This is a genomic window from Candidatus Dechloromonas phosphoritropha, from assembly GCA_016722705.1.
Lineage (GTDB): Bacteria > Pseudomonadota > Gammaproteobacteria > Burkholderiales > Rhodocyclaceae > Azonexus > Azonexus phosphoritrophus.
This window is the reverse complement of sequence record JADKGN010000001.1, coordinates 363,941-390,010: the sequence shown is the minus strand read 5'-3', so window position 1 is coordinate 390,010 and position 26,070 is coordinate 363,941. Positions and strand designations below refer to the sequence as shown.

The 26,070-nt window shown below is 59.9% G+C and carries 24 protein-coding genes, 1 tRNA gene and 6 pseudogenes; 13 read left to right on the top strand and 18 right to left on the bottom strand.

The genetic code is table 11. From position 1 onward, the window contains the following. Positions 1 to 115: 115 nt before the first annotated feature. A pseudogene (locus tag IPP03_01935) lies at positions 116 to 1,332 on the bottom strand (IS256 family transposase). A 240-nt stretch (positions 1,333 to 1,572) separates the two neighbouring features. Between IPP03_01935 and IPP03_01930 the strand changes: the two are divergent. Further along, complete coding sequence (locus tag IPP03_01930; protein ID MBL0351505.1) at positions 1,573 to 2,265, top strand: DUF1345 domain-containing protein; 693 nt, start codon at positions 1,573 to 1,575, stop codon at positions 2,263 to 2,265. 69 nt (positions 2,266 to 2,334) lie between these two features. Here the strand turns inward: IPP03_01930 and IPP03_01925 are convergent, their stop codons facing one another. Beyond that, positions 2,335 to 2,556, bottom strand: coding sequence for a DUF4113 domain-containing protein (locus IPP03_01925; protein MBL0351504.1), 222 nt, complete (start codon positions 2,554 to 2,556; stop codon positions 2,335 to 2,337). A gap of 282 nt (positions 2,557 to 2,838) precedes the next feature. Between IPP03_01925 and IPP03_01920 the strand changes: the two genes are divergently transcribed. After that, entirely contained in the window at positions 2,839 to 3,603 is a 765-nt protein-coding gene (locus tag IPP03_01920) for an enoyl-CoA hydratase/isomerase family protein (protein ID MBL0351503.1), read from the top strand. Between the two features lie 224 nt (positions 3,604 to 3,827). Here IPP03_01920 and IPP03_01915 read toward each other — a convergent pair whose 3' ends face one another. Beyond that, the gene (locus tag IPP03_01915) at positions 3,828 to 3,995 is read right to left on the bottom strand and encodes a hypothetical protein (protein MBL0351502.1); all 168 of its coding nucleotides are present in this window, start codon (positions 3,993 to 3,995) and stop codon (positions 3,828 to 3,830) included. A 91-nt stretch (positions 3,996 to 4,086) separates the two neighbouring features. Continuing rightward, positions 4,087 to 5,280, bottom strand: coding sequence for an IS256 family transposase (locus IPP03_01910; protein ID MBL0351501.1), 1,194 nt, complete (start codon positions 5,278 to 5,280; stop codon positions 4,087 to 4,089). A gap of 68 nt (positions 5,281 to 5,348) precedes the next feature. On the opposite strand from IPP03_01910, the gene IPP03_01905 reads away from it, so the two are divergent. Both IPP03_01905 and IPP03_01900 read left to right on the top strand, forming a co-directional pair. Next, positions 5,349 to 6,185, top strand: coding sequence for a transposase (locus tag IPP03_01905; protein ID MBL0351500.1), 837 nt, complete (start codon positions 5,349 to 5,351; stop codon positions 6,183 to 6,185). Positions 6,186 to 6,312: 127 nt separating this feature from the next. Then, a pseudogene (locus IPP03_01900) lies at positions 6,313 to 6,601 on the top strand (hypothetical protein). A gap of 7 nt (positions 6,602 to 6,608) precedes the next feature. Here the strand turns inward: IPP03_01900 and IPP03_01895 are convergent. Beyond that, positions 6,609 to 7,139, bottom strand: coding sequence for a sensor histidine kinase (locus IPP03_01895; protein ID MBL0351499.1), 531 nt, complete (start codon positions 7,137 to 7,139; stop codon positions 6,609 to 6,611). Between the two features lie 43 nt (positions 7,140 to 7,182). Here IPP03_01895 and IPP03_01890 point away from each other — a divergent pair, with 43 nt between their 5' ends. The 3 genes from IPP03_01890 (at position 7,183) to IPP03_01880 (ending at position 12,490) form a co-directional block, all read left to right on the top strand. After that, positions 7,183 to 8,151 (top strand): IS5 family transposase, encoded by a 969-nt coding sequence (locus tag IPP03_01890; GenBank protein ID MBL0351498.1) that lies wholly within the window; start codon positions 7,183 to 7,185, stop codon positions 8,149 to 8,151. Positions 8,152 to 8,617: 466 nt separating this feature from the next. After that, positions 8,618 to 11,119 (top strand): DEAD/DEAH box helicase family protein, encoded by a 2,502-nt coding sequence (locus IPP03_01885; GenBank protein ID MBL0351497.1) that lies wholly within the window; start codon positions 8,618 to 8,620, stop codon positions 11,117 to 11,119. A 231-nt stretch (positions 11,120 to 11,350) separates the two neighbouring features. Then, on the top strand, positions 11,351 to 12,490 hold the full coding sequence (locus IPP03_01880) for an IS630 family transposase (protein ID MBL0351496.1): 1,140 nt from the start codon (positions 11,351 to 11,353) through the stop codon (positions 12,488 to 12,490). 480 nt (positions 12,491 to 12,970) lie between these two features. On the opposite strand, the gene IPP03_01875 is transcribed toward IPP03_01880, so the two are convergent. The 6 genes from IPP03_01875 to hpnC all read right to left on the bottom strand — a co-directional run bounded on the left by IPP03_01875 (position 12,971) and on the right by hpnC (position 18,357). Next, positions 12,971 to 13,528: a hypothetical protein gene (locus IPP03_01875; protein ID MBL0351495.1), complete on the bottom strand. Its 558-nt coding sequence runs from the start codon at positions 13,526 to 13,528 to the stop codon at positions 12,971 to 12,973. A 181-nt stretch (positions 13,529 to 13,709) separates the two neighbouring features. Continuing rightward, positions 13,710 to 13,886, bottom strand: coding sequence for a hypothetical protein (locus IPP03_01870; GenBank protein MBL0351494.1), 177 nt, complete (start codon positions 13,884 to 13,886; stop codon positions 13,710 to 13,712). Positions 13,887 to 13,899: 13 nt separating this feature from the next. Further along, positions 13,900 to 15,093: an IS256 family transposase gene (locus IPP03_01865; GenBank protein MBL0351493.1), complete on the bottom strand. Its 1,194-nt coding sequence runs from the start codon at positions 15,091 to 15,093 to the stop codon at positions 13,900 to 13,902. Between the two features lie 382 nt (positions 15,094 to 15,475). After that, positions 15,476 to 16,714, bottom strand: coding sequence for an FAD-dependent oxidoreductase (locus IPP03_01860; protein ID MBL0351492.1), 1,239 nt, complete (start codon positions 16,712 to 16,714; stop codon positions 15,476 to 15,478). Next, positions 16,711 to 17,544: a presqualene diphosphate synthase HpnD gene (hpnD, locus tag IPP03_01855; GenBank protein ID MBL0351491.1), complete on the bottom strand. Its 834-nt coding sequence runs from the start codon at positions 17,542 to 17,544 to the stop codon at positions 16,711 to 16,713. The genes IPP03_01860 and hpnD overlap by 4 nt, the downstream gene beginning before the upstream one ends. 3 nt (positions 17,545 to 17,547) lie before the next feature. Then, complete coding sequence (gene hpnC / locus IPP03_01850) at positions 17,548 to 18,357, bottom strand: squalene synthase HpnC (GenBank protein ID MBL0351490.1); 810 nt, start codon at positions 18,355 to 18,357, stop codon at positions 17,548 to 17,550. Positions 18,358 to 18,409: 52 nt separating this feature from the next. Between hpnC and IPP03_01845 the strand changes: the two genes are divergently transcribed. After that, positions 18,410 to 18,494, top strand: a tRNA-Leu gene (locus IPP03_01845). Between the two features lie 129 nt (positions 18,495 to 18,623). Here IPP03_01845 and IPP03_01840 read toward each other — a convergent pair. After that, positions 18,624 to 18,974: a hypothetical protein gene (locus IPP03_01840; protein ID MBL0351489.1), complete on the bottom strand. Its 351-nt coding sequence runs from the start codon at positions 18,972 to 18,974 to the stop codon at positions 18,624 to 18,626. A 121-nt stretch (positions 18,975 to 19,095) separates the two neighbouring features. Between IPP03_01840 and IPP03_01835 the strand changes: the two are divergent. Together IPP03_01835 and IPP03_01830 are read left to right on the top strand one after the other, a co-directional pair. After that, positions 19,096 to 19,230 (top strand): annotated as a pseudogene (locus IPP03_01835) (IS6 family transposase). Between the two features lie 58 nt (positions 19,231 to 19,288). Further along, positions 19,289 to 20,478 (top strand): annotated as a pseudogene (locus IPP03_01830) (IS3 family transposase). A 360-nt stretch (positions 20,479 to 20,838) separates the two neighbouring features. Here the strand turns inward: IPP03_01830 and IPP03_01825 are convergent. After that, positions 20,839 to 21,312 (bottom strand): annotated as a pseudogene (locus IPP03_01825) (transposase). An 89-nt stretch (positions 21,313 to 21,401) separates the two neighbouring features. Between IPP03_01825 and IPP03_01820 the strand changes: the two are divergent. The 3 genes and pseudogenes from IPP03_01820 (at position 21,402) to IPP03_01810 (ending at position 23,675) form a co-directional block, all read left to right on the top strand. Then, a complete protein-coding gene (locus IPP03_01820) occupies positions 21,402 to 21,710 on the top strand; it encodes an IS66 family insertion sequence element accessory protein TnpB (protein MBL0351488.1) in 309 nt (102 codons plus the stop codon). Beyond that, complete coding sequence (gene tnpB, locus IPP03_01815) at positions 21,710 to 22,087, top strand: IS66 family insertion sequence element accessory protein TnpB (protein MBL0351487.1); 378 nt, start codon at positions 21,710 to 21,712, stop codon at positions 22,085 to 22,087. Before IPP03_01820 ends, tnpB (IPP03_01815) begins: the two co-directional genes overlap by 1 nt. Before the next feature lie 9 nt (positions 22,088 to 22,096). After that, positions 22,097 to 23,675: pseudogene (locus tag IPP03_01810) on the top strand (IS66 family transposase). Here IPP03_01810 and IPP03_01805 read toward each other — a convergent pair. From IPP03_01805 to IPP03_01785, 5 genes are read right to left on the bottom strand one after another with little or no spacing between them, the layout of a single operon-like run. Then, positions 23,602 to 23,916 (bottom strand): IS66 family insertion sequence element accessory protein TnpB, encoded by a 315-nt coding sequence (locus IPP03_01805; protein ID MBL0351486.1) that lies wholly within the window; start codon positions 23,914 to 23,916, stop codon positions 23,602 to 23,604. The pseudogene IPP03_01810 and the gene IPP03_01805 overlap by 74 nt on opposite strands. Further along, positions 23,829 to 24,545, bottom strand: a complete 717-nt coding sequence (locus tag IPP03_01800) for a transposase (protein MBL0351485.1) — start codon at positions 24,543 to 24,545, stop codon at positions 23,829 to 23,831. Before IPP03_01800 ends, IPP03_01805 begins: the two co-directional genes overlap by 88 nt. 20 nt (positions 24,546 to 24,565) lie before the next feature. Next, positions 24,566 to 25,354: a transposase gene (locus tag IPP03_01795; GenBank protein MBL0351484.1), complete on the bottom strand. Its 789-nt coding sequence runs from the start codon at positions 25,352 to 25,354 to the stop codon at positions 24,566 to 24,568. 9 nt (positions 25,355 to 25,363) lie between these two features. Continuing rightward, the gene (gene tnpB, locus IPP03_01790; protein ID MBL0351483.1) at positions 25,364 to 25,741 is read right to left on the bottom strand and encodes an IS66 family insertion sequence element accessory protein TnpB; all 378 of its coding nucleotides are present in this window, start codon (positions 25,739 to 25,741) and stop codon (positions 25,364 to 25,366) included. Beyond that, a complete protein-coding gene (locus tag IPP03_01785; GenBank protein MBL0351482.1) occupies positions 25,741 to 26,049 on the bottom strand; it encodes an IS66 family insertion sequence element accessory protein TnpB in 309 nt (102 codons plus the stop codon). Before IPP03_01785 ends, tnpB (IPP03_01790) begins: the two co-directional genes overlap by 1 nt. Positions 26,050 to 26,070: the final 21 nt, after the last annotated feature.

Sequence of the window (26,070 nt, the reverse complement as noted above, 5' to 3'; positions counted from 1 at the left end):
GCGTTCAAGGAAAGATACAATCATCAGTGGTGTCTTGAAAAACCGGACTTCATGTCACAGTCAAGTCCAAAATCTGCTGTAAATACTCTTCGATCCGATGAATGACGAATGGTTTTCAGCTAGCGAGGGCAACAACGTTGTTGCCCTCGCTAGCTGCGGCGCGGGAAGCCGCCCACTCCTTGAATTCATCCATGTCGAGGTACTTCCGTTCCTGCCAAGCCTCATTCTGTTCGGCCAGCAGAGCGCCGATCAGGCGCAAGGCTGACTCGTCGTTGGGGAAGATGCGGATCACGCGCTCCCGCCGGCGAATTTCCTCGTTGAGCCGCTCCTGCATGTTCGTTGTGCGTAGCCGCTTGCGATACTTCTCGGGCAAGACCATTACCGCCATGGCATCCTCGAATCCTGCTTCGAGGCAGGCCACCGCTTTGGGGGCGCTCTTGGCGAAGCGCTCGGTGAATTCCGCCAGGCGGCGCTTGGCCTCGACCAAATCAGGCGCCTGCAGCACGAGCTTGACGGCAGCTGCCACCTCGGCGCGGTGGCGGGTGTTGCATTGGCCCAGAATGTTGCGCATCAGATGCACCTGACAGCGTTGCCAGCTGGCCCCTGAAAGTGCCGCGCTGCCGCTTCACGCAGGCCGCCGTGGTCGTCCGAGATGATGAACTGCGTGCCCTTGAGGCCGCGCCCTCTGAGCCAGCGGAAGGTCTCGTCCCAGGTGGCGAAGCTCTCGGTGTCGCCGATCCGCACGCCCAGAATCTCCCGGAAGCCATCGGAGCGGATGCCTGAGACGGTCAGCACGGCACGCGAAACCACACGATCTTCTTGCCGACTCTTGATGAACAGGGCATCGACCAGCACGAAGGGATACTCGCCGTCCAGCCGCCGTTCGTTGAACGCGCTGACCCGCGGTTCCAGTCCGGCGCACAGTGCGCTCACCATCGATTTGGAGAAGCTGGCGCCGCACAGCTCTTCGGTGATCGCCGAGACCTTGCGCGTCGAGACACCGTGCACGACCATTTCCATGAGCGCCAGAACGAAGGCCTGCTCGCTCCGCTGGTAGCGCTTGAAGATGTCCGTCGAAAAGCTGCCGTCCCGCGTCTGCGGCACCAGCAGCGTCACCGGCCCAACCCGCGTGTAAAGGGTGCGTGGCCGGTAGACGTTGCGATAGCCGGCCCGTTCGTCCGTGCGCTCGTGCCGCGTCGCCCCCAGCGTTTCCGTCACCTGCGCCTCCAGTACTTGATTGAGCACCGCTTCCACCAGTTTCGCCAGCCCGTCCTGCCCGTTTAAAAGCCCTGGCAGCAAGTCCGTTCCTACGCTAACCTCATACCCAGTCATCGCTTCTCTCCTTCGGTTATCGATCGTCTCGCAACGTCAGTTTACCGAATCGAAGCGGTGGCTACCTGCCACCCGATTTACAGCAGTTTAGGGACTCAATCCATGTCACCCCTCGAAGCCCATCAGGCTTATGCCATGCAAAAGACGGCCTGGGTTGCAATAGTCTGAGTTGCAATATAGTGTCCAATCAATCCGGGCCGGTACACGTTTAGACTTTGGTGAATTAACCAGGGATTTCCAATGCAATCGCCGAATACTTCTGCTCGAGTTCACCGATTTCTTTTGATCCGCCAGATTCGGGCCAGACCAAGGTTGTTCATATCAGCCCTGGTTGGACTGTTGGTGGTGACCGTTCTGCCGCAGACGTTAGCTCAACAACCCATCACGCGCCTGATTTTGGGCTGGAATGCAGGGGCATGGCTCTACCTGCTTCTGGCAATCCACATGATGTTCTGGTCTAGCCAACAGTCTATCCATCGTCGCGCACAATTGCAGGATGAAGGTAAGGTCGTTGTACTGCTGCTGGTGATACTGGCCGTCGGTGCTTCGCTGGGTGCGATCATGGCTGAGTTGTCTGTCGTGAAAGACATGCATGGTGCAATACGCTACGCTCACATTGCCTTGGCAGCCCTGACGATCATGTCATCCTGGATATTCACTCACGTCATGTTCGCTCAACATTATGCTCATGACTATTACGTGGCGTTGTCACGTAAGGAGTCTGGTGGCCTGGAGTTTCCGGGAGAGACGGCGCCTGATTATGGCGATTTTCTATACTTCTCCTGCGTGATCGGAACATCTGGCCAGACTGCTGACGTGAGTTTCACGTCAAAAGGTATGCGTCAGATCGGTCTTGTTCATTGCGTGCTAGCGTTCTTCTTCAATACGACCTTGCTGGCATTGACGATCAATATTGCTTCAGGGTTGTTCTGAAATAGCGATCGCTGATTTGTGTTCTGGGCATCGCTTCAGTTGACAGATAAAAGGTGGCCCCGTGAGATTTTAGGCATGGCGAGAAACGGTGGTGAGCATCCGGGAGACAGATTGCCTCTGCGCATCTGTCACGTCTTCGCGACACCCTCGGCGGCCAGGCGGTATCGTGCCTCGGCCATAGCGCTGGTTAATGCCATCCAGCGTGCTCATGAGGTTGTCTCGTCGCCCGGTCATCATGCTCGCTGGCGCGAATAGCGAGAAATGCTGATTGGCCCGCGGCAAGATGTTCATCAGTGCCGGTAAATGCCTCATCCAGCGTCACGAATACCCTCGCCAACGTCGAGAGCGGACCTGACTTCAACAAGGTCCACAAGACCTCGTGATAACCCATTGACTACAAGGTACTTCCGTTCGAGGTCTGCGATGTTTGTATATGTACTTGCCTTGGGCGCTTTCTCGTTGTGCCCAAAAACTCGGTTATCATGATCTGAACACAATGACCAACGCGATGGCTCGGTAAATTGACATGCCACTTGGCCGGTCAGGGATTGGAAAACTAAGGGTAGTGGAATCATGGCCAGATTTGAGGAATATTGCGAAAAGTACCGGCATCTGCGCATGCAGCGCAACGATGGCATCCTTGAGGTGACGATACACAGCGATGACGGACCCGTGGTCTGGGGCGCCGGCCCGCACCGCGAATGCGGTGCGGCCTTCGGCGATATCGCTGCCGACCCCGGAAACCGGGTAGTTATCCTGACCGGTTGCGGCTCCGAGTTCATCGCCCGCGAGCAGATCGCCCATCCGGGAATCACAGCGCCTGTCTGGGAACGCCTCCTGGTGCACGCGCAGCGGCTGATCTACAACCATCTGGAGATTCGCGTCCCGATGATCGCGGCGATCAACGGCCCGGCAACGATTCATGCCGAGCTTGGCCTGTTGTGTGACATCGTGCTCGCCGCCGACGATGCGGTATTCCAGGATGCGCCCCACTATCTTGAGGGGCTCGTTCCCGGCGACAGCGTCCATGTGTTGTGGCCCTTGCTGCTGGGCATGAACCGGGGACGCTATTTTCTGCTCACCGGCCAGCAGATCGATGCCAGGCAGGCGCTGGACCTCGGCGTCGTCAGCGAGATCATGCCGCGCGACCAGCTCATGGAGCGTGCGCGCCAACTGGCGCGCAAACTCCTCGAACAGCCGCCGCTGACCGTGATGTACGCGCGCCTGGCCATCACCCACGAGTTGAAACGCCTGATGCGCGAGCACCTTGACTATGGCCTGCTTCTGGAAGGGCTGGCGGCAACCGAGTATTTTCCGGGCAAGGACCACCAGCAATAGGCATTGGTTGGCGGAGGAGCCGCACGAGCGTCGTGATGACGGCGGCAATCACCCGTCGCAGCGGGTGCGCCAGGTCGGGCCGCTTGATGATCAGCGTGAGGCGTCCGGCTTGATGCCGCAGTCAGGACTCGTCCATCGGGCGCTTTTATCGCTCGTAATTCGGATATCCTCGGCGTCCGGTGCCTGGCCGGCGAAAAAATGGGTGGAAAGCGGGTCGGTTGCGGTCAACGCCTTGTCGAGGCGAAAAGTTGCTCAGATCCGCGCAGCGTGTTGCGGTCGACGATGCCCCGGCGGATGTCGAGGGCGATGATGTCGCCGTCCATTGCCCGGCGTTCGTCGACCGCGAGCAGAGCATCCAGCGCGGCGGTCTGCTCAAAGAGAACGAGGCGCATGGCGGTGACTCAGACTGCCTTACGCAGTTCGGCATTTGGCAGCGCAACATTTTTTCTGTAAAAGTTCTCAGGCGATTCCATCGGGATGGGCTCAGTCTTTGAGGTTGAGATAGATTTTCCCGGTCATCCACTCCTCATCGCATTCGGCGAGCAGTGCCGAGACGAGGCGGAGGCAGGATGCGGTATTGGGGAATATGGAAGCAACTCGGGTACGGCGTTTGATCTCGCGGTTAATGCGTTCGAGGCCGTTGGTCGTGCGCAACCGGACGCGTTGGGCCACTGGCCAATTAAAGACAGCGAACCCCTCGGGCAGATTCTCCTCGGCCCACTGGGCCAGTTTGGGCGCCTCGGTCCGCCAGGCCTCGATCGCCTGACGCAAGAGGCGCTCCGCTTCGGTTTTGTCCGGTGCATTGAAGATCGCCCGAATCCGCTGCGCCACCGGTTTGCGCTGATCAAGGCGGGTGACATACGACTGCGCGTTCTGTTGCAGGTGGAACTGGCAACGTTGCCAGGGTACGCTGGGCAAGGTGGCGCGGCGTGCCGCATTGAGACCGGCATGCGCATCGGCGACGATCATCTTGACGCCCTTGAGTCCCCGCCGCACCAGACTATCCAGGAAAGCCCGCCAATGCACCTCCGCCTCGGACAAGGCGACCGAGACGCCCAGCACCCGGCGATGACCGCTGTGCGTGATGCCGACCGCCACCAGCACGGCACAGTCGACCAGCTGCCCGCCCTCGCGCACCCGCTCGTCCCCCAAGAGGACTTCCTTCGGGGCGTACCGCGCATCGAGAAAGACATAAGGCGTTTCATCGAGCGGTCGCTCACGCCAGACGGCCAACCCGGCATCCAGTTGTTCGGCGGCACGACTCACCTGCGTCGACGAAATCGACACCGCTGGCCCGAGCAGGGCTTGCAGGACGGTGATCACCTTGCGTGTGGAAACCCCCTGTACATACATTTCGGCCAAGGCGATATTGAGCGCCTGCTCGGTCCGCGACCCTTTCTCCAGGGCGCTGGGGTAGAAGCCGCCGCCGCGCACCTGTGGCACCTCGAAGGTTAGTTCGCCAACCCGGGTCATCATCGTTTTGGGCTTGAAGCCGTTGGCGTAATCAGAGCGCTCGACGGTACGTTCATGGGGCTGGGCATTGAGAAAAAGTTTGCGCTCAATCCGGCTGGCCTCGTTGACCAGAATGCGCAGTGCTTCGCCGGCGCCATCCAGACCGTTGTTTAGCAGCACCGCAAAACGGGCATCCAGAGGGTGATGTTCTACGCGTTGTGCCATGCTGTCGATTCTTTCGTGGGAATGGGTGAGAATGCCCCGAAGAAATCGCCTGCGGGAGTAGCCGGTCAATGTTTCGCCGCGCGGCTGTGCCGTCCTCCGCGCTTCGGGCGCTACGCGCCCTCATCGCTCCGGCCAGCTCAGCCGCGCAAAACCAACAGGCAAAGAATTTACAGAAGGGATGTTGCACTAACCATGCTCTGGTGCTTGACCGCGGTTACCCAGGCGCGTGGCTGGTGGCCGCCTTGCTGCATCGGGGGATTCCGTTTTGCATGCGCTGCGATTCGTCGTCGACCTTTGCCGCCATCACGCAGTTCATGCGCTCCGGCCAGGACGACGCGGTGGTGATCCTGCCGCCGCCCAATCGCCGGGATGCCGTCGATTATGAGTGCCCCCGCAAGGCTTCGACCGTGCGCCTGGTCCGCCAGGTCACGCAGGCCGGCAAGGTGCGCGTGCTCATGACGTCCTTGCTCGACAGCGCACAGTTTCCGGCACCAGCTTTCTCCGATCTCTATCATCGCCGCTGGCGCATCGAAGAAGCCTTCAAGCGCCTCAAGCATCGTCTGTCGCTTGAGCATACGTCTGGCCTGACTTGGCTCGCGGTATGCCAGGACGTCGGTGCCAAAATGGTCTGCGACAATCTCAATGCGCTGGCGGTCTATCTGGCGACCGAGCACCTCATCGCCCCAGAATCGCCGTGGCGCATCAATCGCACCTTGGCTTTCTCGCACTTGCGCCGGATACTGCCCCAAGTGCTCTCCGGCCGCCTTCGCTTGACCTCGCGCCTTGTCGCCGCACTGTTCTCCGAACTTGTCCTGAATCTTCAAAAATTCATCCCCAACCGAAACCGACCTCGTCTGATTCGACCCAAGCCTCACAAGTCTCATGCCTATAAAACTGCTCCATGACAAAATGCTAAGTCACCAGGATTGCAAACCCAGTCCCCACAAGCTCTCAGCTTATCTCATGCCGCTTTCAACTGCCGTTTAGAGGATGAAGGATTTCTGGGCCACCGAAGCGACACTGAACACAGTGATGCTGGCCTACGACCAACGGAAGTCCCTGTGGGATAACCTGATGGGCTTGTTACGCCAGGTCCTGCTCAAAACCAGTGCGGTGAAGCATTCTTCAAACTCGGTGCAACACACACTGCAAACACTCCGCTACAAGCTGTTCGCCAAGGGCTTACATCACGACCGAAAGTCGAAAACCGATTCTGAATCTGGCCTTGGGAATGCAACAGCGCGCTTGGATGCAAGGCTTGTGGGATGCGTCAAAAACCTTCAACTTGCCAGCTAAATTCACACCCATTTATTCGCCTTGAGGATTCTCTAATGGAAAATCTCGGCTAAACGCAGGTCATCGCATATCGAATTTACCAATTTGGCAACTTGGGTGTTTACTTTCTCTTTCAGGTCGCTGAGCGTTATGCAGGTATTCGCTGCGCCCTGTGTGGCGGATTTCTTGACGTCATCCGGCTTGAAGTCTGGCGTATACCAAAATTCGACGCGTTCGTTCGCCAGTTGGCTACTGATGTGGACCTTATTGGCGTATTTCAGGAATGCCAAGCGTCCGACACCCTTGCCACCTATGTTGTCTTTATGGCTCGTGCAGATTTCATCGAAATAATTCAGGTTTTCAGGAGTGAATCCTTCACCGTCGTCAGTGATGGTGATTTGCTCTAAAACCCTTCTTTCTTCGCTTCCGGGGGATAGTTCCTGTTGTTTCTCAGAAAAATGAAGGTCGACAGTAATTATTTTGCCGCCAGCATGGATGGAGTTCGTGAGTGCTTCACGAATTACATCCCTTGTATTCACACCACCTTTGTAGTGTTCAGCGGCGTTGGCGCAATATAATGTCATGCACTGCCCTGTGGTGGGGTTTTGAAGCGAAAGAGGACTTCAGATGGCAGCAAAGACCAGGATAGACGACAGCCCGGCGAAGGTGAAATACCGCTACCGGGTGAAGAACTGGGCGGAATACGACCGTGCGCTGGTCAATCGCGGCAACCTGACGATCTGGTTTGACGAGGACAGCGTGGCCAAGACCTGGAAGCCGCCGCGTCCGGTGGGTCGAGGCAAACCGGGCACGTACTCGGAGGTCGCGATTCAAACCTGCCTGACGCTCAAGACCCTGTTCCGTCTGCCCTATCGGGCGACCGAAGGTCTGCTCAAATCGCTGATGCGCCTGTGTGCGCTGGACCTGCCGGTGCCGGACCACACCCACATGTCGCGCCGGGCGGCGACGCTGGAAGTCAAGATTCCCCGGCGTCCGAGAGTTGGCGCCACGCATGTCGTGGTCGACTCGACCGGGCTGAAGATATTCGGGGAAGGCGAATGGAAGGTTCGCCAACACGGTGTCGGCAAACGCCGCACTTGGCGCAAGATTCACCTGGCCGTCGATGAGACGGCCAAGGACATCATCGGGATTGAAGTGACGACGGCGGACTGGCACGACAGCGAAGTCTTCCCTGATCTGTTGGCACAAGTCGACGGTGACGTCGGTCAAGTCTCGGCGGATGGCGCCTACGATACCGAAGGGACGCACGCCGCCATTCGTCAGCGGGAAGCCAGGGTAACGATTCCGCCTCGCGAGGGTGCTGTGCTTTGGGGGAATGACCATCCGCGCGATGCCCTCCTGGCCGAGATCGAAACCCAAGGGCGAGCGGGATGGAAGGAAGCCTCCGGCTACCACCGACGCAGCATTGCCGAAAACATGATGTATCGGCTCAAGCAATTGGGCGGTCGACTCTTCTCCCGCGAGTTTGACCGGCAGGTTGCCGAGAGCCATGTTCGAGTGGCAATCATCAACCAGTTCACCTACCTCGGCATGCCGAAATCCGTCCGCGCTGGGCAAATTGCGCCTGCGGCATGAATCAGGATGGGGATAGGGGGAATTCATACTGAAAATCGCGAAAGCAAGCCATTGTTATATAAGCGATGCCTAATAGTGCACCAACGCCGTGTTCAGCGATAAATTTTCTAAGATTAATCCTAGCCATGTGGCGAGTCTATCATTCGCAATGCTAGCGGACTAGAAGGCGGGTACGCCGCTGAATCCACCATCGCCTAGAACCCACTTAGTGCGTCCAAAGTTTGGTGTAAAGCAGTCGTTACTCGTTGCGTCAAGGAAAGATTGCCCTGGCAGATGATCTGCACCAATTTACTACGCCCAGGCAGCAGGTCGGCCCCAATGGATGCATAATGTCAATGCGATAGCATATATGTTATCTGCCAGATGCAGAAATTCGTCAAATTTGGGCTGCGGACATCGAGGCCCCCTTGATTTCGACGAGCATTTATCTTCGTGGGCGACAGTAATCGCAGAGGAGCTAGTAAGGGTGGTCGATTTTAACAAGCTTAGGTCCCTGTCCCCGCGGGCCGTACCGATAGATCCGCTGGAGATATTCCGGCGGCTGCCCAAGCCGCAGGGCATCAATGACCTGTACACAAGTCAGGCCGAAGTGCTAGAGGCATGGTTCAAACGAAAGGACGAGCGGGACACTGTCGTGAAACTGCACACCGGCGGCGGTAAGACACTGGTCGGCTTGCTGATGGCGCAGTCCACGCTGAATGAACTGAAGGAGCCAGTGCTCTACTTGGCGCCGACGAACCAGTTGGTCAAGCAGACGCTAGAAAAGGCGCAAGCACTGGGGATCGCCGCATTGCCCTACGTTCGAGGAAAGCCGCTGGCGGACGACTTCGTAAACTGCAAGGCCATTATGGTGGCGTCGTACAAGGCGCTGTTTAATGGCTTCAGCAAGTTTGGTATCCGAGGCAGGGGGATGCCAGTAAAGGCGGGAGCAGTGATCCTAGATGACGCACACGTTGCGTTCTCAGAAGTTCGCGAGTCGTTCACGCTTGAAGTCAAGGTCAAAGATGACAGGGAACGCTACGACGCGCTGTGCACGCTGTTTCGGGCCGCGTTCAAGAACATGGACAGACTAGGCACCTTCGACGATACCGTCTCCGGTTTCAGTAACGTGGTGGTCGAGGTGCCGTATTGGGCGTGGCACGAACAGATCGATGCGGCTCGCGGGCTACTGCGCGGCGATGGGGAAGATACTCCCTACGCTTGGCCGCTGCTGCGTGACAACCTGCACCTTTGTCATGCACTCATCAGCAGCGACGCTTTTACGGTCACATCGGTGCTTCCACTGGTCAACATTTTCCCGACCTTCGCCGACGCACAACGCCGCATTTACATGTCGGCGACGATCGCGGACGACAGCGAGATCGTGCGCACATTCGATGCCGAACCCAGGCACGTCAACGAGGCCCTGACGTCGCGATCATTGGCCGGCATCAGTGAGCGCATGATACTGATCCCGAACCTGATGAAGTTCGACTTCAACACAACTCAGGTCACAAAGGCGCTGCTGCAACAGGTCGCGGGCGCCAACCTTGGCGCGGTTGTTCTCGTGCCCTCAAATTTCGCAGCCAAAGCATGGGAGGACGTCGCGGAGTTCGCTGAAGGCTCGGACAAAGTCGAGGCAAAGGTCCAGGCATTGCAGGCGCGCACGACCAGCGGCCCGGTCGTTTTTGCAAACCGCTATGACGGGATTGACCTCCCCGGTGATTCCTGCAGGCTTCTCGTCATGGAAGGTCTTCCGGCTGGAACGTCCGACTATGAGTTGCTGCGTGCGGCCACTCTATACGGCGGTGCGACCATCAGCCGCATGTTGGCGCAGCGGATTGAGCAGGGTATCGGTCGAGGCGCGCGCGGCGCGGGTGATCACTGCGTTGTGCTGCTTGCAGGCTCGGACTTGGCTGGCTGGATCGCCAAGGACGCCAACTTTAGGCTACTCACCAGTGCAACCCGCGCTCAGCTTGATATGGGGTCGACAGTCAGTAAGGAGGTAAAGGACGTCAACGATCTGGCCAGCACGATCACGATGAGCATTCGCCGGGATTCCAGCTGGGTCGAGTACCATGCGGACACTCTTGCAGAGAACGTGAAGCAGGAGACGGCCGACCCAAAGCGCTTTGAGGTGGCTGCGGCCGAACGCAAGGCTTTCAATAACTGGGCCGATGGCTATTACGACAAGGCAATCGCCAAGTTGGATCAGGTGACGAGCGGCAAAGAGGCTCCGGACGAGCAGACGCGCGGCTGGCTGCTCCAACTGGCGGCCCGGATTGCGCACAATTGGGGCCAGAACGACCGCAGCGACGAACTGCAGCGGTCTGCATTTGGCGCCAATCGCAACTTGCTGCGCCCGCGTGTTATGCCGCCGTACCGGCCGCTGCAGATGCCGGGAGCACAGGGCGCCGCCATCGCGTACCAACTTCGTGGATACCGCATGCGACGCGGTTTGTTGCAACAGTTCGAACAGGTGGTCTCGAAGCTGAATGCCAACGCCAGTGCCAACCAGTTCGAGCAGGCCTTGGCAGACCTCGGAAGAATGATTGGCCTGTCGACAGAGCGCCATGACGATGGCGGTGAAGGTCCGGACGTGCTGTGGCTGCTGCCGACCAAGATTGCGTGGATATTGGAGGCCAAGAGCCGCAAGTTGGACAAGAACCCGCTGACCAAGGATGAGCATGGCCAACTGCTCGTCGCACAGCAGTGGTTTGAAAAAAATTACGACGGGTATACCAGCCTGCGCGTGGTCGTTCATCCGACGAGCAAGGCGACACCCGCTGCTGCTGCCCACGAAAGCTATGTATTGACACTGGACCGCCTTACAGCATTGGTTGCAGATGCACGCGTGCTGTTGACGGAATTGTGCGAGTCGCAGCTCACCGACATCGAGCTAGAAGGTCACTGCCAGCAACTGATCGAACGGTCGTCAATTCGTGCAGACAAACTGAAAGGGTACCTAACGCTCTTTGTTGAAAGCTAGTTATATTGTGCCCCCTGTAGGTTTGATCATTTGCATCACGCCAACTCATCCGGCCTTTTTCTCCCAGCCACACCTCTACGAATTGCTGGTGGATTTTTTTTGGGGGAGGGCTTGGGTGCCGTCCTATGCCGCTGACGAAATAGCTATTGACTAGTAGTACGTTCCATTAATATATTTACAAACGTGCCTTTAATTGCCATGATTGTCTTAGCATTTGACGTGGAGGTGATCATGGGACGGACAAGCGGGCGAGCAGCACTGTTGCTGACAGACGAGCAGAGGTCCAGGTTGTCTGAATTGGCGGCGTCGCGAACGGCGCCGTTGCGCGAAGTGGAGCGTGCCGGCGTGCTGCTCAAATACGCGCAGGGCGTATCGATCACCGAGATTCAGCGGCAGTTGGGCGTCAGCCGGCCGATGATCTACAAATGCATCGACAAGGCACTTGCGGCGGGCATTCAAGCCGGATTGAAGGATACCTACCACCGGCCTCACGCCCCGGAGATTACTGAGGAGGCCAAGGCTTGGGTGGTCAGCGTAGCGTGCACCAAACCAAGGGAGTTTGGACTGGCTGCGGAGTTGTGGAGCATCTCGGCGCTGGCCCGCCATGTGGCCGAACAGGCAGCGGCATCGGGCTTCCCTCGTCTTGCCGGTGCGGGCAAGAGCACGGTCTGGCGGATTCTTGATGCAAACCAACTCAAACCCCACAAGATCACCTACTACCTGGAGAAACGGGATCCCGACTTCGACCGGAAGATGCATGAGGTGCTGATGGTCGACCGGGACGTTTCCCTCTACACCGAAGGCGCCGTTCATGATGGACGGCCGAACCCGATTTACACGGTCAGTGTCGATGAAAAGCCCGGCGTTCAAGCGATTGGCTTGACGGCGCCTGACCGGCCACCGGTTCCCGGCAAAGCGCCGACGGTGAGTCGGGATTACGAGTACGTCCGCCATGGAACCGTATCGATCCTGGCCGGCATCGACTTGCACGCCGGCCATGTGTTTGCCCAAGTCGAAGACCGGCACCGCAGCTGCGAATTCATCGGTTTGCTCCGTTCGATCGATGCGTACTACCCGCCGGAGGCCATTATCCGTGTCGTCCTCGACAATCACTCGGCCCACATCTCGAAAGAGACGATGGCTTACTTGGCGACGCGACCCGGACGTTTCGAGTATGTTCATACACCCAAGCATGGTTCTTGGCTCAACTTGATCGAATGCGCTTTCTCGAAAATGGCCCGGACCTTCCTCCGCCATATCCGCGTCGCCTCGATTCATGAACTCAAAGCGCGCATCCTGAAAGGTATCGATGAGATGAACGCCACCCCAGTTGTCTTTCGCTGGAAGAAATTCGACCTCGAAATCGCATAATACGTAATTATATTGATGGAACGATATACTAGCATCAGCAGTTCAACGGCAGATTACCAACCCATTCCTGACAGGTTTTGGCGTGAGGCCAAGGTCGGCTTTGGCCGATTATGCAAAGCTTTCCATAAGGCCGAGATCCAGACCGCCATGCCGGAAATTCGAACGGCAGCTTTATGATCTGTAAGCGGCCAGCAGGGTTGCTTTCGTCATATGGCTCTTCAGGGTCGGCAGGGTGAGGTCGCTCGTTGCAAAGAACGGATATTCGCATTCAGCGACTGCGAACATCGGGTCTGCCTGCGGACGGTTAGCGAGCGCGAAGGGTGGCTCAGGCGGGCTGGCGTCATCGACAGCACGCGGGCCAGTGCAGTATCCGAGTAGTAACTCAAGCCTTGCTCGTCGGCGACGGTGATCAGGAACAAGTACAGCGCCGCCGCTGGCGGGTCGCAGCGTTCGATATGGCGGTCACGAACCAGGCGGTGGTCAACCCAGCTGAACTGGGCCGGTATCTGCCGGAGCCGCGCGGGGCAGAGTATGCGTTTGAGGGTCATCGCCAATCCTTCCCGCCAAGATGTCATGCCCCAGTTCTAGCAGCCGCCGAGTGCTTTTGGCGATGTCATCTTGTAACGCACTGCCGGTGAACTGCGCGATAAAGCCAATTAAAACAGCCGGTTGCTCACGCCAGAGATCTTGTAACGCAAGTTCCGGCAGGATTGGGGCGTCTTCAATGATTTCAAACACTTGCGGTGGGCAGAGATCTTGTAACGCAAGCGGTACTTCTGATGCCTCACTGCGCGCGCCTTTCGGTCGCTGCCAGTACCCCGGGTGAGCCACTCGCCAGGCTTGCACACGAACGACATGTTCGGGTCCGCTGAAGTAATTCTGATTCTCAGGTTTGGCCAACCAAGCACGCCGACTCGCCGCCTTGCTGGCCTTCCGGCAGTTCGCTTGGGAACAGTATTTCTGGTGTCCGGCGTTGCGCCGATCTGGGCAGAACATCACCCCGCAAAACAGACACTTGTGCTCATTCGGGCGCGCCATGATTCACCCTCCTTGCGGTGAATCATGGCCCAAGAGTTGTCATGACAAGTGATCTCGAGGGCGGGGCAAAGCGAAGAAGGAAGAAAACAGAAAGGCGAGGAAGAACAGCCAAAAAACCTTCGGATAAAAGTCATCAAAGAAAATCAACGAAGAAAATCCAACACCTTTCAAACCGCCAAATTCAGGCTACTTTCACATCGCCGCTGACATGGAACCGAACATCGTCCGCAAGAACGAATTTCGCAACGACTTTTTCACCTGTTTTTACACCGTCACCGACGATGGCCTGCTCGAAGCACACGGCCGGTTCGACTGGCAGTGCAACTTTTTTTCTGTAAAAATTTTCAGGCGGTCTCATCGGGAAGGAGGTCTCAGTCTTTGAGGTTGAGATAGATTTTCCTGGTCATCCACTCCTCATCGCATTCGGCGAGCAGTGCCGAGACGAGGCGGAGGCAGGATGCGGTATTGGGGAATATGGAAGCAACTCGGGTACGACGTTTGATCTCGCGGTTAATGCGTTCGAGGCCGTTGGTCGTGCGTAACCGGACGCGTTGGGCCACTGGCCAATTAAAGACAGCGAACCCCTCGGGCAGATTCTCCTCGGCCCACTGGGCCAGTTTGGGCGCCTCGGTCCGCCAGGCCTCGATCGCCTGACGCAAGAGGCGCTCCGCTTCGGTTTTGTCCGGTGCATTGAAGATCGCCCGAATCCGCTGCGCCACCGGTTTGCGCTGATCAAGGCGGGTGACATACGACTGCGCGTTCTGTTGCAGGTGGAACTGGCAACGTTGCCAGGGTACGCTGTGCAAGGTGGCGCGGCGTGCCGCATTGAGACCGGCATGCGCATCGGCGATGATCATCTTGACGCCCTTGAGTCCTCGCCGCACCAGACTATCCAGGAAAGCCCGCCAATGCACCTCTGCCTCGGACAAGGCAACCGAGACACCCAGCACCCGGCGATGCCCGGTCTGCGTGATGCCGACCGCCACCAGCACGGCACAGTCGACCAGCTGCCCGCCCTCGCGCACCCGCTCGTCCCCCAAGAGGACTTCCTTCGGGGCGTACCGCGCATCGAGAAAGACATAAGGCGTTTCATCGAGCGGTCGCTCACGCCAGACGGCCAACCCGGCATCCAGTTGTTCGGCGGCACGACTCACCTGCGTCGACGAAATCGACACCTCTGGCCCGAGCAGGGCTTGCAGGACGGTGATCACCTTGCGTGTGGAAACCCCCTGTACATACATTTCGGCCAAGGCGATATTGAGCGCCTGCTCGGTCCGCGACCCTTTCTCCAGGGCGCTGGGGTAGAAGCCGCCGCCGCGCACCTGTGGCACCTCGAAGGTTAGTTCGCCAACCCGGGTCATCATCGTTTTGGGCTTGAAGCCGTTGGCGTAATCAGAGCGCTCGACGGTACGTTCATGGGGCTGGGCATTGAGAAAAAGTTTGCGCTCAATCCGGCTGGCCTCGTTGACCAGAATGCGCAGTGCTTCGCCGGCGCCATCCAGACCGTTGTTTAGCAGCACCGCAAAACGGGCATCCAGAGGGTGATGTTCTACGCGTTGTGCCATGCTGTCGATTCTTTCGTGGGAATGGGTGAGAATGCCCCGAAGAAATCGCCTGCGGGAGTAGCCGGTCAATGTTTCGCCGCGCGGCTGTGCCGTCCTCCGCGCTTCGGGCGCTACGCGCCCTCATCGCTCCGGCCAGCTCAGCCGCGCAAAACCAACAGGCAAAGAATTTACAGAACGGATGTTGCACTAACCGGCATATCCGGCTGTCGCTTGAGGAGGGCAAGCTGGCGGCCCAGTTCAGGTGTCCAGTCGTCGCCTCCGACTGCCGCTGTTAGCGTTGGAGCGGGGCACTTTTCCCTCGGGTGCACCCTCCAGTCCTCGCCGGCGTTGACCGTCGTGGCAGCAAGGGTCGCGAAAAGCAGCAAGGCAACGTGCGGGGCGTTCATGGCGGCGGATCGTAGCTTTTTCCGAGCAGCGCGTGGGCGGCGCGGCGGCCGCTGCGCACGGCGCCTTCCAGCGTCGCCGGGTAGTCGGCCCAGGTGTAATCGCCCGCCAGCATGATTCGCGGATTCGAGGTGCTGCAGTCGGGCCGCGCGATGCCCGGCCGGCAGGAGAAGGTGGCGCGCTTTTCGCGGATCACCTTGTGCCAGAGCGCTGCTTCGGCGATCGGCAGTTCGGATTGCAGCGCGCTGGCGAGAGCGTCGTCGGCGAGCGCCTCCCAGTCGCCATGACCGCTCAAGACACAGCCGATCAGGCCGTTGCCGCGGTCCGCCGCCCACTGCCCGTATTTTCCGGTCTGCCTGAAGAGTGGGAAGGGCAGGCGGAATTTCGACCCGAATTGTAGGTAGACCGTGGCAATTGGTTCATGGTCGAAACTTGAGCCGCTGTCCGGCAACAGCCTGGCGGCATGCTGCTGGGCGGTAGCGATGATCGCAGCCGAGAAATGCTCGCCGGCTACGGCGACCTGATCGCTGCTCGCGACGATGCCGTCGACCCGCGTGCCGAGGCGCAGCGTCGCGCCATGCGCTGCCAGCCACTCACCCGCCGGTTCGGGCAGCAACTGGCCGAGGTTGACACGCGACAGCAACAGATCGGTGTCTTCCCGGCGAGCGCTACCCAGGCTGTCGCGCAGGATATTGGCGAAGATCTGGGCGGAGGCGCGCCCGGCGGGAATGTTCAGCGCGGCGAGACACAGCGGCTCCCATAGGTTGCGGCGCAGGAGGCCGGTCTGGCCGGCGCTGTCGAGCCACTCGGTTACCGTGCAGTCTTTGCCGAGCCGAAATCCACGCGCCTTGACGCCTTGTATCCACCATGCCGTCGCCAGTTTTTCGCGCAGGCTGACACCTTTGGCGCTCAGCAAGCCCCAGGCGACATTGAGCGGCGCCGGCCATTTCGGCAGAGCCAAGCGAAAGCCGGCATCATCGACGACCTGCAGCGGGTGCCGGTCGAGAAGCCGGTCGGGGTCGGCGCCGACCTGGCGCATCACGTCGAGAGTCTCGCGATAGGCGCCGAGCAGAATGTGCTGGCCGTTGTCCAGCGTTCGGCCATCGACGCTCACCGATCGTGCGCGGCCGCCGAGGACGCGGCCCGCTTCGAACAGCGTGGTATCGATGCCGGCAGCAGCCAGTTCGACTGCGGCGGCGATGCCCGCCCAGCCGCCGCCGATGACGGCAACCTTCATGCGAAGATCCAGGTCTTCCAGGCGATCCAGATCTTGCGGACCGGCGTCAGTGCGATGCGCTGGTGCAGGACCTGGAAATTTTCGCGCCTGATCTCGTCGAGCAGGGTGCGATAGATCGCCGCCATGATCAGGCCAGGGCGCTGGCTTTTGCGGTCGACGGCCGGTAACTGGGCAAAAGCCTGTGCATAGTACTTTTCGGTGCGTTCGGCCTGGAATTGCATCAAGGCGGTGAAGTTGTCCGAATATTTTGCATTCAGGATGTCAGCGGCCGGCACGTTGAACTGTTTCAACTCGTCCATCGGGATGTAGATGCGACCGCGCCGGGCATCCTCGCCGATGTCGCGGATGATGTTGGTGAGCTGGAAGGCCATGCCGAGGTCGTGGGCGTATTTCTGCGTCTGGCGGTCCTTGGCGCCGAAGATCTCGGTGGCGAGCAGGCCGACGACGCTGGCGACGCGGTAGCAGTAGAGCGACAGCCCCTTGAAATCGAGATAGCGCGTCTGCTGGAGATCCATCTCCATGCCATCGACGATCTCCAGCAGTTGCTCCTTGGGCAAGTTGAACTGCACACTGGCCGCTTGCAGCGCCAGCCCGACTGGATGGGTCGGCTGGCCATTGGCCACGCGTTCGATTTCCTGGCGCCACCAGGCCAGCTTGGTCGAGGCGATGGAAATGTCGTTGCATTCGTCGACGACGTCATCGACTTCGCGGCAGAAGGCGTAGAGCGCCATGATGGCGCGTCGGCGCTCGGCGGGCAGGAACAGAAAGCTGTAATAGAACGAGGAGCCGCTGGCGGCGGACTTCTCCTGGCAGTAATGGTCGGGATTCATCGTTCACATTGTAAGGGAACGCCCGGCTACAACCAGCCAGTCACGTTTGCCGAGCCTGGGGCGGCGCTGGAAGACATTGCCGCGCACGCGGCGCAGGCGCTCCAGAATGCGCAATCCGCCCTGGATGGTCAGGCGGATTTCCCAGCCGAGGCGGCCGGGCAGAGCATGGACGAGCGGCGCGCCGCGCAGCATCAGGTCACGCGCCCGGTCGATCTGGAAATCCATCAGTGCTGCCCAGTTGGCCGACCAGCGCCCGGCGGCGATATCGGTTTCGCTGACCCGGAAGCGCTGCAGATCGCTCTGCGGGATATAAATGCGCTGTTTTTCCCAGTCGACCGCGACATCCTGCCAGAAGTTGATCAATTGCAGCGCCGTGCAGATGCAGTCGGATTGTTCGAGATGCTGTGGTTCCGTCCGGCCGAACAGGTGCAGGACCAGCCGCCCGACCGGGTTGGCCGAGTGCCGACAATAGTCGAGTAGTTCCGGGAAGTCGGCGTAGCGTTTCTTGACGACATCCTGCGCGAAGGCGTCGAGCAGGTGGCGGAAAAGCGGGATCGGCAATTTGTGCTGGTGAATTTCATCGGCCAGAACGACGAAGAGCGGTGTTTGCGGCGGCATGCCGGCGGCGATGCGATCCAGCTCAGCCTGATAGGCGGCGAGGCCGGCCAATCGTTCTTCGGGCATCGCATCGCCTTCGTCGGCAATGTCGTCGGCGCTGCGCGCAAAGCGGTAGATGGCCTCGATCGGCCGGCGCAGGTGCCGGGGAACGAGGAAGGAGGCAACGGGGAAGTTTTCGTAGTGATCGACGGGCATCGGCCGCGAAGTATAGGGTCAAGCCGGCACCGGTGGTAGAATCGCTCCGCCTGCCCAGGTGGCGAAATTGGTAGACGCAGCAGGTTTAGGTCCTGCCGCCGCAAGGTGTGGGGGTTCGATTCCCTTCCTGGGCACCATCAGGCTTTCAGCGATGAAGGCCTTTTTCTTTGGCGCCCGATAACGCTCCGCTCAGGTCTTGAAGGTGCGCCGGGTTATGATAGCCGGGTTGATCAACCTGCAGCCATCGAGCCACAATGACCCGCGCACTATCCCTTGCCGAAACGCTGCTTGCCCTTGTCTCGCCCGATGGCTCGCCCATCGGCAACCAGAGCCTGCTGCAGAAATTTATCGCGGCGGGCACGGCCGAAGGGCATCGGGCTGCGGAAGCCGACTTTGAGCAGTTGAAGGAAGAACTGCTGGCCACGGGCGTTCTGGTCAAGGGCAAAGGACGCGGCGGTTCGCTGCGGCGTGCCACGGCGGAAGCGGGCGGGTTCGATCTCGCGGTGCAGGCGGCGCCCGCGGTCGACGGCGAAAAAGTGAGGAAAGCCACGGTCACGGCGGCGCGCCAGAGATCGGCGCCGGCCGCTGACAACGCCCAGATCATTTCCTACCGCCACGCGGACAAGCGCAAGAACAACCCGGAAGTTGGCATGATCAAGCCCTACGGTTGTGTCGCATTAACGAAATTGGACGGTAAACTGGTTATGATGTTTGGCTGTTCATGCGTGAGTTTGTCAGATGCTGTCGATGAAAGGGATGCGGTTTCCAAAGGAAATCATTCTGGTATGCGTACGCTGGTACGCGGCGTATGCGTTGAGTTATCGGAACCTTGAAGAGATGATGGAAGAGCGAGGCGTGTCGGTTGAATATAGTGGTCCCTGGAATTCAGACAGTGGTTTAAGCTGTGCTCCGACCTAGGGAGCAAGAAGCAATGAGTGAAGCGAAGACGCGAAAGGTGCACACACCGGAGTTCAAGGCGAAGGTTGGTCTGGAGGCCTTGCGGGAAGTGAAGACGATCAACGAGATTGGCCAGGCGTACGGTGTTCATCCGGTTAAGGTCGGGCAATGGAAGAAGGCCATCCAGGAGCAGGCGAAGACACTGTTTGAAGGCAAGCGAGGCCCCAAGCCGCTGGCCGCCCAGCGGGAGCCGGACCTGTTGTACAGCGAGATCGGCAAGTTGAAGGTGGAACTTGGCTGGCTCAAAAAAAGTCCGGGATCAGCCTGCCATGATCCGGCAAGGGTGGATTGACGCCGGGGAGACGATGGCCGTGGTGCAGCAGTGCGTTCTGGCAGGTGTCTGTCGGGCCACGGTCTATGCGCAGCACAAGCCGCCGGTGGTGGATGCCAGCGACCTCCTGCACAGTCGCCTGATCGACGAGGGAGTATGCCCCGCAGGAAATCCCCTTGGGGGACACCCGGCACCCGTTCTACGGCAGCCGCCGGATGGTGCTCTTTCTGGCCGCTGCGGGTCACACGGTCAATCGCAAGCGGGTGCAACGCCTGATGCGGCTGCTGGGGTTGACCGGTATGGCGCCGGGGCCGAACACCAGCTGCCCGCACCCGGAGCACCCGGTCTATCCCTACCTGCTGCGTGGTGTGGCGGTGGTCAGGCCCAACCAGGTCTGGAGCACGGACATCACCTACATCCGGCTGGCGCGTGGCTTCGCCTACCTGGTCGCGGTGATCGACTGGTATAGCCGCAGGGTCCTCAGCTGGCGGATCAGCAACAGCATGGAAGCGGTCTTCTGTGTCGACTGCCTGGAGGGCGCCTTGCGCAGTCACGGCAAGCCGGAGATCTTCAATAGCGATCAAGGCAGTCAGTTCAGCAGCGCCGCCTTCACCGACGTGTTGAAACGCGAGGGGGTGGTCATCAGCATGGATGGGCGGGGCCGCGTGTTCGACAACATTTTTGTCGAGCGACTGTGGCGCAGCGTCAAGCACGAGGACGTGTATCTGAACGGTTATGCCACGATGGGCGAACTGATGGTCGGGCTGACCAAGTACTTCGCCTTTTACAACGGCGAGCGGCCGCACCAGTCGCTCAGTGACAAGACGCCTGACGTCGTTTATCGCACCGCGATCGGTGGCGGCGCCATGATCCTCGATAAATTTGGTGGCGCGGGTGGGGAATCGCCTGTTCCGCTACGCTCCACAGGCGATTCCCCACCCGCAGAGGCAAGGTCAACACCAGAATCAACAGCAACAGTCGAACCCACAGCAAAACCGGGGCAGCGCCGTCCAGCTGCTAGTGAAGTCAAATGCACAGCTTAAACCCAGTTGATTTTTGTCTTGACTGAGGGGACCACTTTAGACCACTCGACGGTCAATCGGTGGGCGATCCGTTTTCTTCCGTTGCTGGAAAAGATCTTTCGTCGCTACAGAGCTGGCCCCGTTTGTTTGGACAGTTTTTTCACGGAGATAGGTGGAGTCCTGCGGGGTAGCGTTATCCACCGGCGCGCGTCAAGATAGTTGTCGCCTCGGTCATGCAGCCAATGGCGGAATAAGCTTGTCTTCCAGATGCGCGTTGGCGATGCAATCGCGATCTGGATTGAGGGTCACTACACCGACCGGCGTCCAATTTCGTGTCTGACCAGTCCAGCGCGCCGGGTTGAGATCACGCGCTGAGGTATAGACGGCATGTCGGGCCGCGAGAATGGCGAGATCCTCGCCGGCATGGCGCTGGGCTGGGCTGACATAACGAATGCCACTGTGCCGATGCTCGACGTTGTACCAGTGCACGAAGCTGACTGCCCAGGTCCTGGCGTCGTTGAGCTCGGCAAAGCCGTTAGCAGGAAACCCAGGGCGGTATTTGGCCGTCCGAAACAACGATTCCGCGTAAGCATTGTCATCACTGACTCGGGGTCGAGAATACGAGGGCCTGACTCCCAGCCAGTTGAGCATCGCCAGCACCGTCGTGGCCTTGAGCGTCGAGCCGTTGTCGCCGTGCAGAACAGGGTAACCGGTAACTCTGCGGCGTTCTTTCCAGCGCCGATCGTGCTGTCGACAATGTCCTCCTCGAATCACGAAACGCGGAGGAGGCCAGGATGGCCAAGGCAGGGGAAGGGTCGCGGGTGCGGCGTAGCGCGAGCGAATGGGAGGCGTTGCTGTCGCGATTTCCGGGCAGCGGTTTGAACGTTGCGACCTTCTGCAAACGCGAAGGGATCAGCGATACCAGCTTCCATCGCTGGCGCACACGTCTGGGCATCGCCCTCGACAGTCAGGACAAGGCCAGCGGCCAGCCGGCCACCTTCGTCGACGTCGGCCCTCTGAGCACAACCACGGCGACGCCCGCTCGTTTCCACCTCACCCTCGACCTCGGCGGCGGCCTGATCCTGCAGCTGGAGCGCCGCTGATGTTTTTCCCTGAAGGCCAAATCCGCGTCCAAGTCTATGGCCAGCCGGTCGACCTGCGCAAATCCTTCGACGGTCTGTACGCGATCACCCGTCATGTCCTCGGTCAGGACCCGCTGAGCGGCCAGCTCTTCGTCTTCTTCAATCGCCGTGGCACTCAGGTGAAGGTGCTCTACTGGGATCGCAGCGGCTTCTGCCTGTGGGCCAAGCGTCTCGAAGAAGGCCGTTTCGTCGCCAACTGGGATAAAGTGCGCACGTGCGAAATCGACTGGACCGGTCTGAAACTGCTCCTCGAAGGGATCGAGCCGGGACGCCGGAAGAAGCGTTATCACGCCTCTGGAGCGCCCATAAAAACACTTCAAAACAGCGGCTTGTGTTAAAATACACGCATGGATTCAGCACGTTACCAGACGGTTTACAACCTCGAACAAGCCGCGGCATTGTGCCCGCAAGAGGTGCTGGATCTGTGCCAGACGCTGTCTGCTGAAATCACCGCACTGAAGCAACAAATCGACTGGTTCAAGCGCCAGATCTTCGGCCAGAAAAGCGAACGACGCATCGACGTCACGCCGAGCGGCCAACTGAGTCTCGGCGAGTTCCCGACGCCCCCACCAGGTTCTGAGTCACCAGGTCGCCCCGTCGCCGCGCATACCCGTCAGCCGACCAGCAAGCGTCCCAGTGACGAAAGCGTGCCCTTCTTCGACGAGAACCGCGTCCCAGTCGAAGTCGTCGAGCTCACCGCGCCGGAAGTCGAAGGCCTCTCTCCCGAGGACTACGAGGTCATCAGCCACAAGGACAGCTATCGCCTGGCGCAACGGCCGGGTAGCTACGTGGTGATCAAGTATCGCCGGCCGGTAATCAAGCTCAAGAGTAACCAGACACTGGTCTGCGCCAACGCGCCGGCCGGTGTCATTGAGGGCAGCCGGGCCGACGTCAGCTTCGTCGCCGGACTGCTGATTGACAAATTTGCCTACCACCTGCCACTGTATCGCCAGCATCAACGCCTGGCCGATGCGGGAATCACCGTCAGCCGGCCGTGGCTGACGCAGATCGGGCAACAGGGCATCACTCTGCTCGAACCGATCTACGAGGCGCAGTTTGCCTCGATCCGCAGCTCGCGCGTCAAGGCGATGGACGAGACGCCGATCAAGGCCGGACAGGGCGCACCCGGCAAGCTGAAAGCGGCGTACTTCTGGCCGGTGTATGGCGAAGGCGACGAAATCTGTTTCCCCTTCTTCGCCAGTCGCGAGTTCAAGCACGTCGAGGCGGCCCTCGGACTGACCGCCGCCGAAGGCGCGGTGCTGTTGTCGGACGGCTATCAGGCCTACAGTCATTACGCGGCGCAGATCGGGATCACGCACGCCCAATGCTGGGCGCACACGCGTCGTAAGTTCTTTGACGCGCAAGACGCGGAACCAGAAGCGGCAGCGCAGGCACTCGCGCTCATTGGGGACCTGTATCAGGTCGAAGAGCGCATCCGCGAGCAAAAGCTCACCGGTGCAAGGAAGCGCGACTATCGTCTGGAGCATGCCAAACCGATCGTCGAGCGTTTCTTCGCCTGGGTTGGCGAACGCTTCGCGGCGCAGGGGCTGTTACCGCGCAATCCGCTGACCAGGGTGCTGGCCTACGCGCGCGATCGACGATGGGGACTGGAGGTCTTCCTCGCCGACCCGGACGTGCCGATCGACACCAATCACCTCGAACGCGCCCTGCGGGTGATTCCCCATGGGGCGCCGCTCCTGGCTGTTCTGCTGGACGGAGTTCGGCGCCAGGCAGGTCGGGATCATCCAGAGCCTGATCGTTACCTGTCGGCTGCATCAGATCGACCCCTACGATTATCTCGTCGATGTCCTGCAGCGCGTCGCCGAGCACCCCGCCGACCGCGTCCATGAACTCACGCCACGGGTCTGGAAAGAACTGTTCGCTCAGAACCCGCTGCGCTCGCCTTTGTACGCGTTGCCGAAGTAGGGGCGCTCGACGCCGCGTAGTTGCCGGTTACGACGAAGGTGGCCGGCTGGCCGCTGGCCTTGTCCTGACTGTCGAGGGCGATGCCCAGACGTGTGCGCCAGCGATGGAAGCTGGTATCGCTGATCCCTTCGCGTTTGCAGAAGGTCGCAACGTTCAAACCGCTGCCCGGAAATCGCGACAGCAACGCCTCCCATTCGCTCGCGCTACGCCGCACCCGCGACCCTTCCCCTGCCTTGGCCATCCTGGCCTCCTCCGCGTTTCGTGATTCGAGGAGGACATTGTCGACAGCACGATCGGCGCTGGAAAGAACGCCGCAGAGTTACCGGTTACGGAGCGGCGCCCCATGGGAATCACCCGCAGGGCGCGTTCGAGGTGATTGGTGTCGATCGGCACGTCCGGGTCGGCGAGGAAGACCTCCAGTCCCCATCGTCGATCGCGCGCGTAGGCCAGCACCCTGGTCAGCGGATTGCGCGGTAACAGCCCCTGCGCCGCGAAGCGTTCGCCAACCCAGGCGAAGAAACGCTCGACGATCGGTTTGGCATGCTCCAGACGATAGTCGCGCTTCCTTGCACCGGTGAGCTTTTGCTCGCGGATGCGCTCTTCGACCTGATACAGGTCCCCAATGAGCGCGAGTGCCTGCGCTGCCGCTTCTGGTTCCGCGTCTTGCGCGTCAAAGAACTTACGACGCGTGTGCGCCCAGCATTGGGCGTGCGTGATCCCGATCTGCGCCGCGTAATGACTGTAGGCCTGATAGCCGTCCGACAACAGCACCGCGCCTTCGGCGGCGGTCAGTCCGAGGGCCGCCTCGACGTGCTTGAACTCGCGACTGGCGAAGAAGGGGAAACAGATTTCGTCGCCTTCGCCATACACCGGCCAGAAGTACGCCGCTTTCAGCTTGCCGGGTGCGCCCTGTCCGGCCTTGATCGGCGTCCGTCCATCGCCTTGACGCGCGAGCTGCGGATCGAGGCAAACTGCGCCTCGTAGATCGGTTCGAGCAGAGTGATGCCCTGTTGCCCGATCTGCGTCAGCCACGGCCGGCTGACGGTGATTCCCGCATCGGCCAGGCGTTGATGCTGGCGATACAGTGGCAGGTGGTAGGCAAATTTGTCAATCAGCAGTCCGGCGACGAAGCTGACGTCGGCCCGGCTGCCCTCAATGACACCGGCCGGCGCGTTGGCGCAGACCAGTGTCTGGTTACTCTTGAGCTTGATTACCGGCCGGCGATACTTGATCACCACGTAGCTACCCGGCCGTTGCGCCAGGCGATAGCTGTCCTTGTGGCTGATGACCTCGTAGTCCTCGGGAGAGAGGCCTTCGACTTCCGGCGCGGTGAGCTCGACGACTTCGACTGGGACGCGGTTCTCGTCGAAGAAGGGCACGCTTTCGTCACTGGGACGCTTGCTGGTCGGCTGACGGGTATGCGCGGCGACGGGGCGACCTGGTGACTCAGAACCTGGTGGGGGCGTCGGGAACTCGCCGAGACTCAGTTGGCCGCTCGGCGTGACGTCGATGCGTCGTTCGCTTTTCTGGCCGAAGATCTGGCGCTTGAACCAGTCGATTTGTTGCTTCAGTGCGGTGATTTCAGCAGACAGCGTCTGGCACAGATCCAGCACCTCTTGCGGGCACAATGCCGCGGCTTGTTCGAGGTTGTAAACCGTCTGGTAACGTGCTGAATCCATGCGTGTATTTTAACACAAGCCGCTGTTTTGAAGCGTTTTTATGGGCGCTCCAGAGGCGTGATAACGCTTCTTCCGGCGTCCCGGCTCGATCCCTTCGAGGAGCAGTTTCAGACCGGTCCAGTCGATTTCGCACGTGCGCACTTTATCCCAGTTGGCGACGAAACGGCCTTCTTCGAGACGCTTGGCCCACAGGCAGAAGCCGCTGCGATCCCAGTAGAGCACCTTCACCTGAGTGCCACGGCGATTGAAGAAGACGAAGAGCTGGCCGCTCAGCGGGTCCTGACCGAGGACATGACGGGTGATCGCGTACAGACCGTCGAAGGATTTGCGCAGGTCGACCGGCTGGCCATAGACTTGGACGCGGATTTGGCCTTCAGGGAAAAACATCAGCGGCGCTCCAGCTGCAGGATCAGGCCGCCGCCGAGGTCGAGGGTGAGGTGGAAACGAGCGGGCGTCGCCGTGGTTGTGCTCAGAGGGCCGACGTCGACGAAGGTGGCCGGCTGGCCGCTGGCCTTGTCCTGACTGTCGAGGGCGATGCCCAGACGTGTGCGCCAGCGATGGAAGCTGGTATCGCTGATCTCTTCGCGTTTGCAGAAGGTCGCAACGTTCAAACCGCTGCCCGGAAATCGCGACAGCAACGCCTCCCATTCGCTCGCGCTACGCCGCACCCGCGACCCTTCCCCTGCCTTGGCCATCCTGGCCTCCTCCGCGTTTCG

Coding starts and splice junctions, on each gene's coding strand:
- tnpB (MBL0351483.1), bottom strand. CDS start 25,741: ATGTTTTTCCCTGAAGGCCAAATCCGCGTCCAAGTCTATGGCCAGCCG.
- IPP03_01795 (MBL0351484.1), bottom strand. CDS start 25,354: ATGGATTCAGCACGTTACCAGACGGTTTACAACCTCGAACAAGCCGCG.
- IPP03_01785 (MBL0351482.1), bottom strand. CDS start 26,049: ATGGCCAAGGCAGGGGAAGGGTCGCGGGTGCGGCGTAGCGCGAGCGAA.
- IPP03_01895 (MBL0351499.1), bottom strand. CDS start 7,139: ATGACATTATATTGCGCCAACGCCGCTGAACACTACAAAGGTGGTGTG.
- hpnC (MBL0351490.1), bottom strand. CDS start 18,357: ATGCCCGTCGATCACTACGAAAACTTCCCCGTTGCCTCCTTCCTCGTT.
- IPP03_01805 (MBL0351486.1), bottom strand. CDS start 23,916: ATGGCCAAGGCAGGGGAAGGGTCGCGGGTGCGGCGTAGCGCGAGCGAA.
- IPP03_01890 (MBL0351498.1), top strand. CDS start 7,183: ATGGCAGCAAAGACCAGGATAGACGACAGCCCGGCGAAGGTGAAATAC.
- IPP03_01910 (MBL0351501.1), bottom strand. CDS start 5,280: ATGGCACAACGCGTAGAACATCACCCTCTGGATGCCCGTTTTGCGGTG.
- IPP03_01925 (MBL0351504.1), bottom strand. CDS start 2,556: ATGAACATCTTGCCGCGGGCCAATCAGCATTTCTCGCTATTCGCGCCA.
- IPP03_01870 (MBL0351494.1), bottom strand. CDS start 13,886: ATGAGACCGCCTGAAAATTTTTACAGAAAAAAAGTTGCACTGCCAGTC.
- IPP03_01865 (MBL0351493.1), bottom strand. CDS start 15,093: ATGGCACAACGCGTAGAACATCACCCTCTGGATGCCCGTTTTGCGGTG.
- IPP03_01920 (MBL0351503.1), top strand. CDS start 2,839: ATGGCCAGATTTGAGGAATATTGCGAAAAGTACCGGCATCTGCGCATG.
- hpnD (MBL0351491.1), bottom strand. CDS start 17,544: ATGAATCCCGACCATTACTGCCAGGAGAAGTCCGCCGCCAGCGGCTCC.
- IPP03_01860 (MBL0351492.1), bottom strand. CDS start 16,714: ATGAAGGTTGCCGTCATCGGCGGCGGCTGGGCGGGCATCGCCGCCGCA.
- IPP03_01905 (MBL0351500.1), top strand. CDS start 5,349: ATGTTTCGCCGCGCGGCTGTGCCGTCCTCCGCGCTTCGGGCGCTACGC.
- IPP03_01915 (MBL0351502.1), bottom strand. CDS start 3,995: ATGCGCCTCGTTCTCTTTGAGCAGACCGCCGCGCTGGATGCTCTGCTC.
- IPP03_01820 (MBL0351488.1), top strand. CDS start 21,402: ATGGCCAAGGCAGGGGAAGGGTCGCGGGTGCGGCGTAGCGCGAGCGAA.
- IPP03_01880 (MBL0351496.1), top strand. CDS start 11,351: ATGGGACGGACAAGCGGGCGAGCAGCACTGTTGCTGACAGACGAGCAG.
- tnpB (MBL0351487.1), top strand. CDS start 21,710: ATGTTTTTCCCTGAAGGCCAAATCCGCGTCCAAGTCTATGGCCAGCCG.
- IPP03_01875 (MBL0351495.1), bottom strand. CDS start 13,528: ATGGCGCGCCCGAATGAGCACAAGTGTCTGTTTTGCGGGGTGATGTTC.
- IPP03_01930 (MBL0351505.1), top strand. CDS start 1,573: ATGCAATCGCCGAATACTTCTGCTCGAGTTCACCGATTTCTTTTGATC.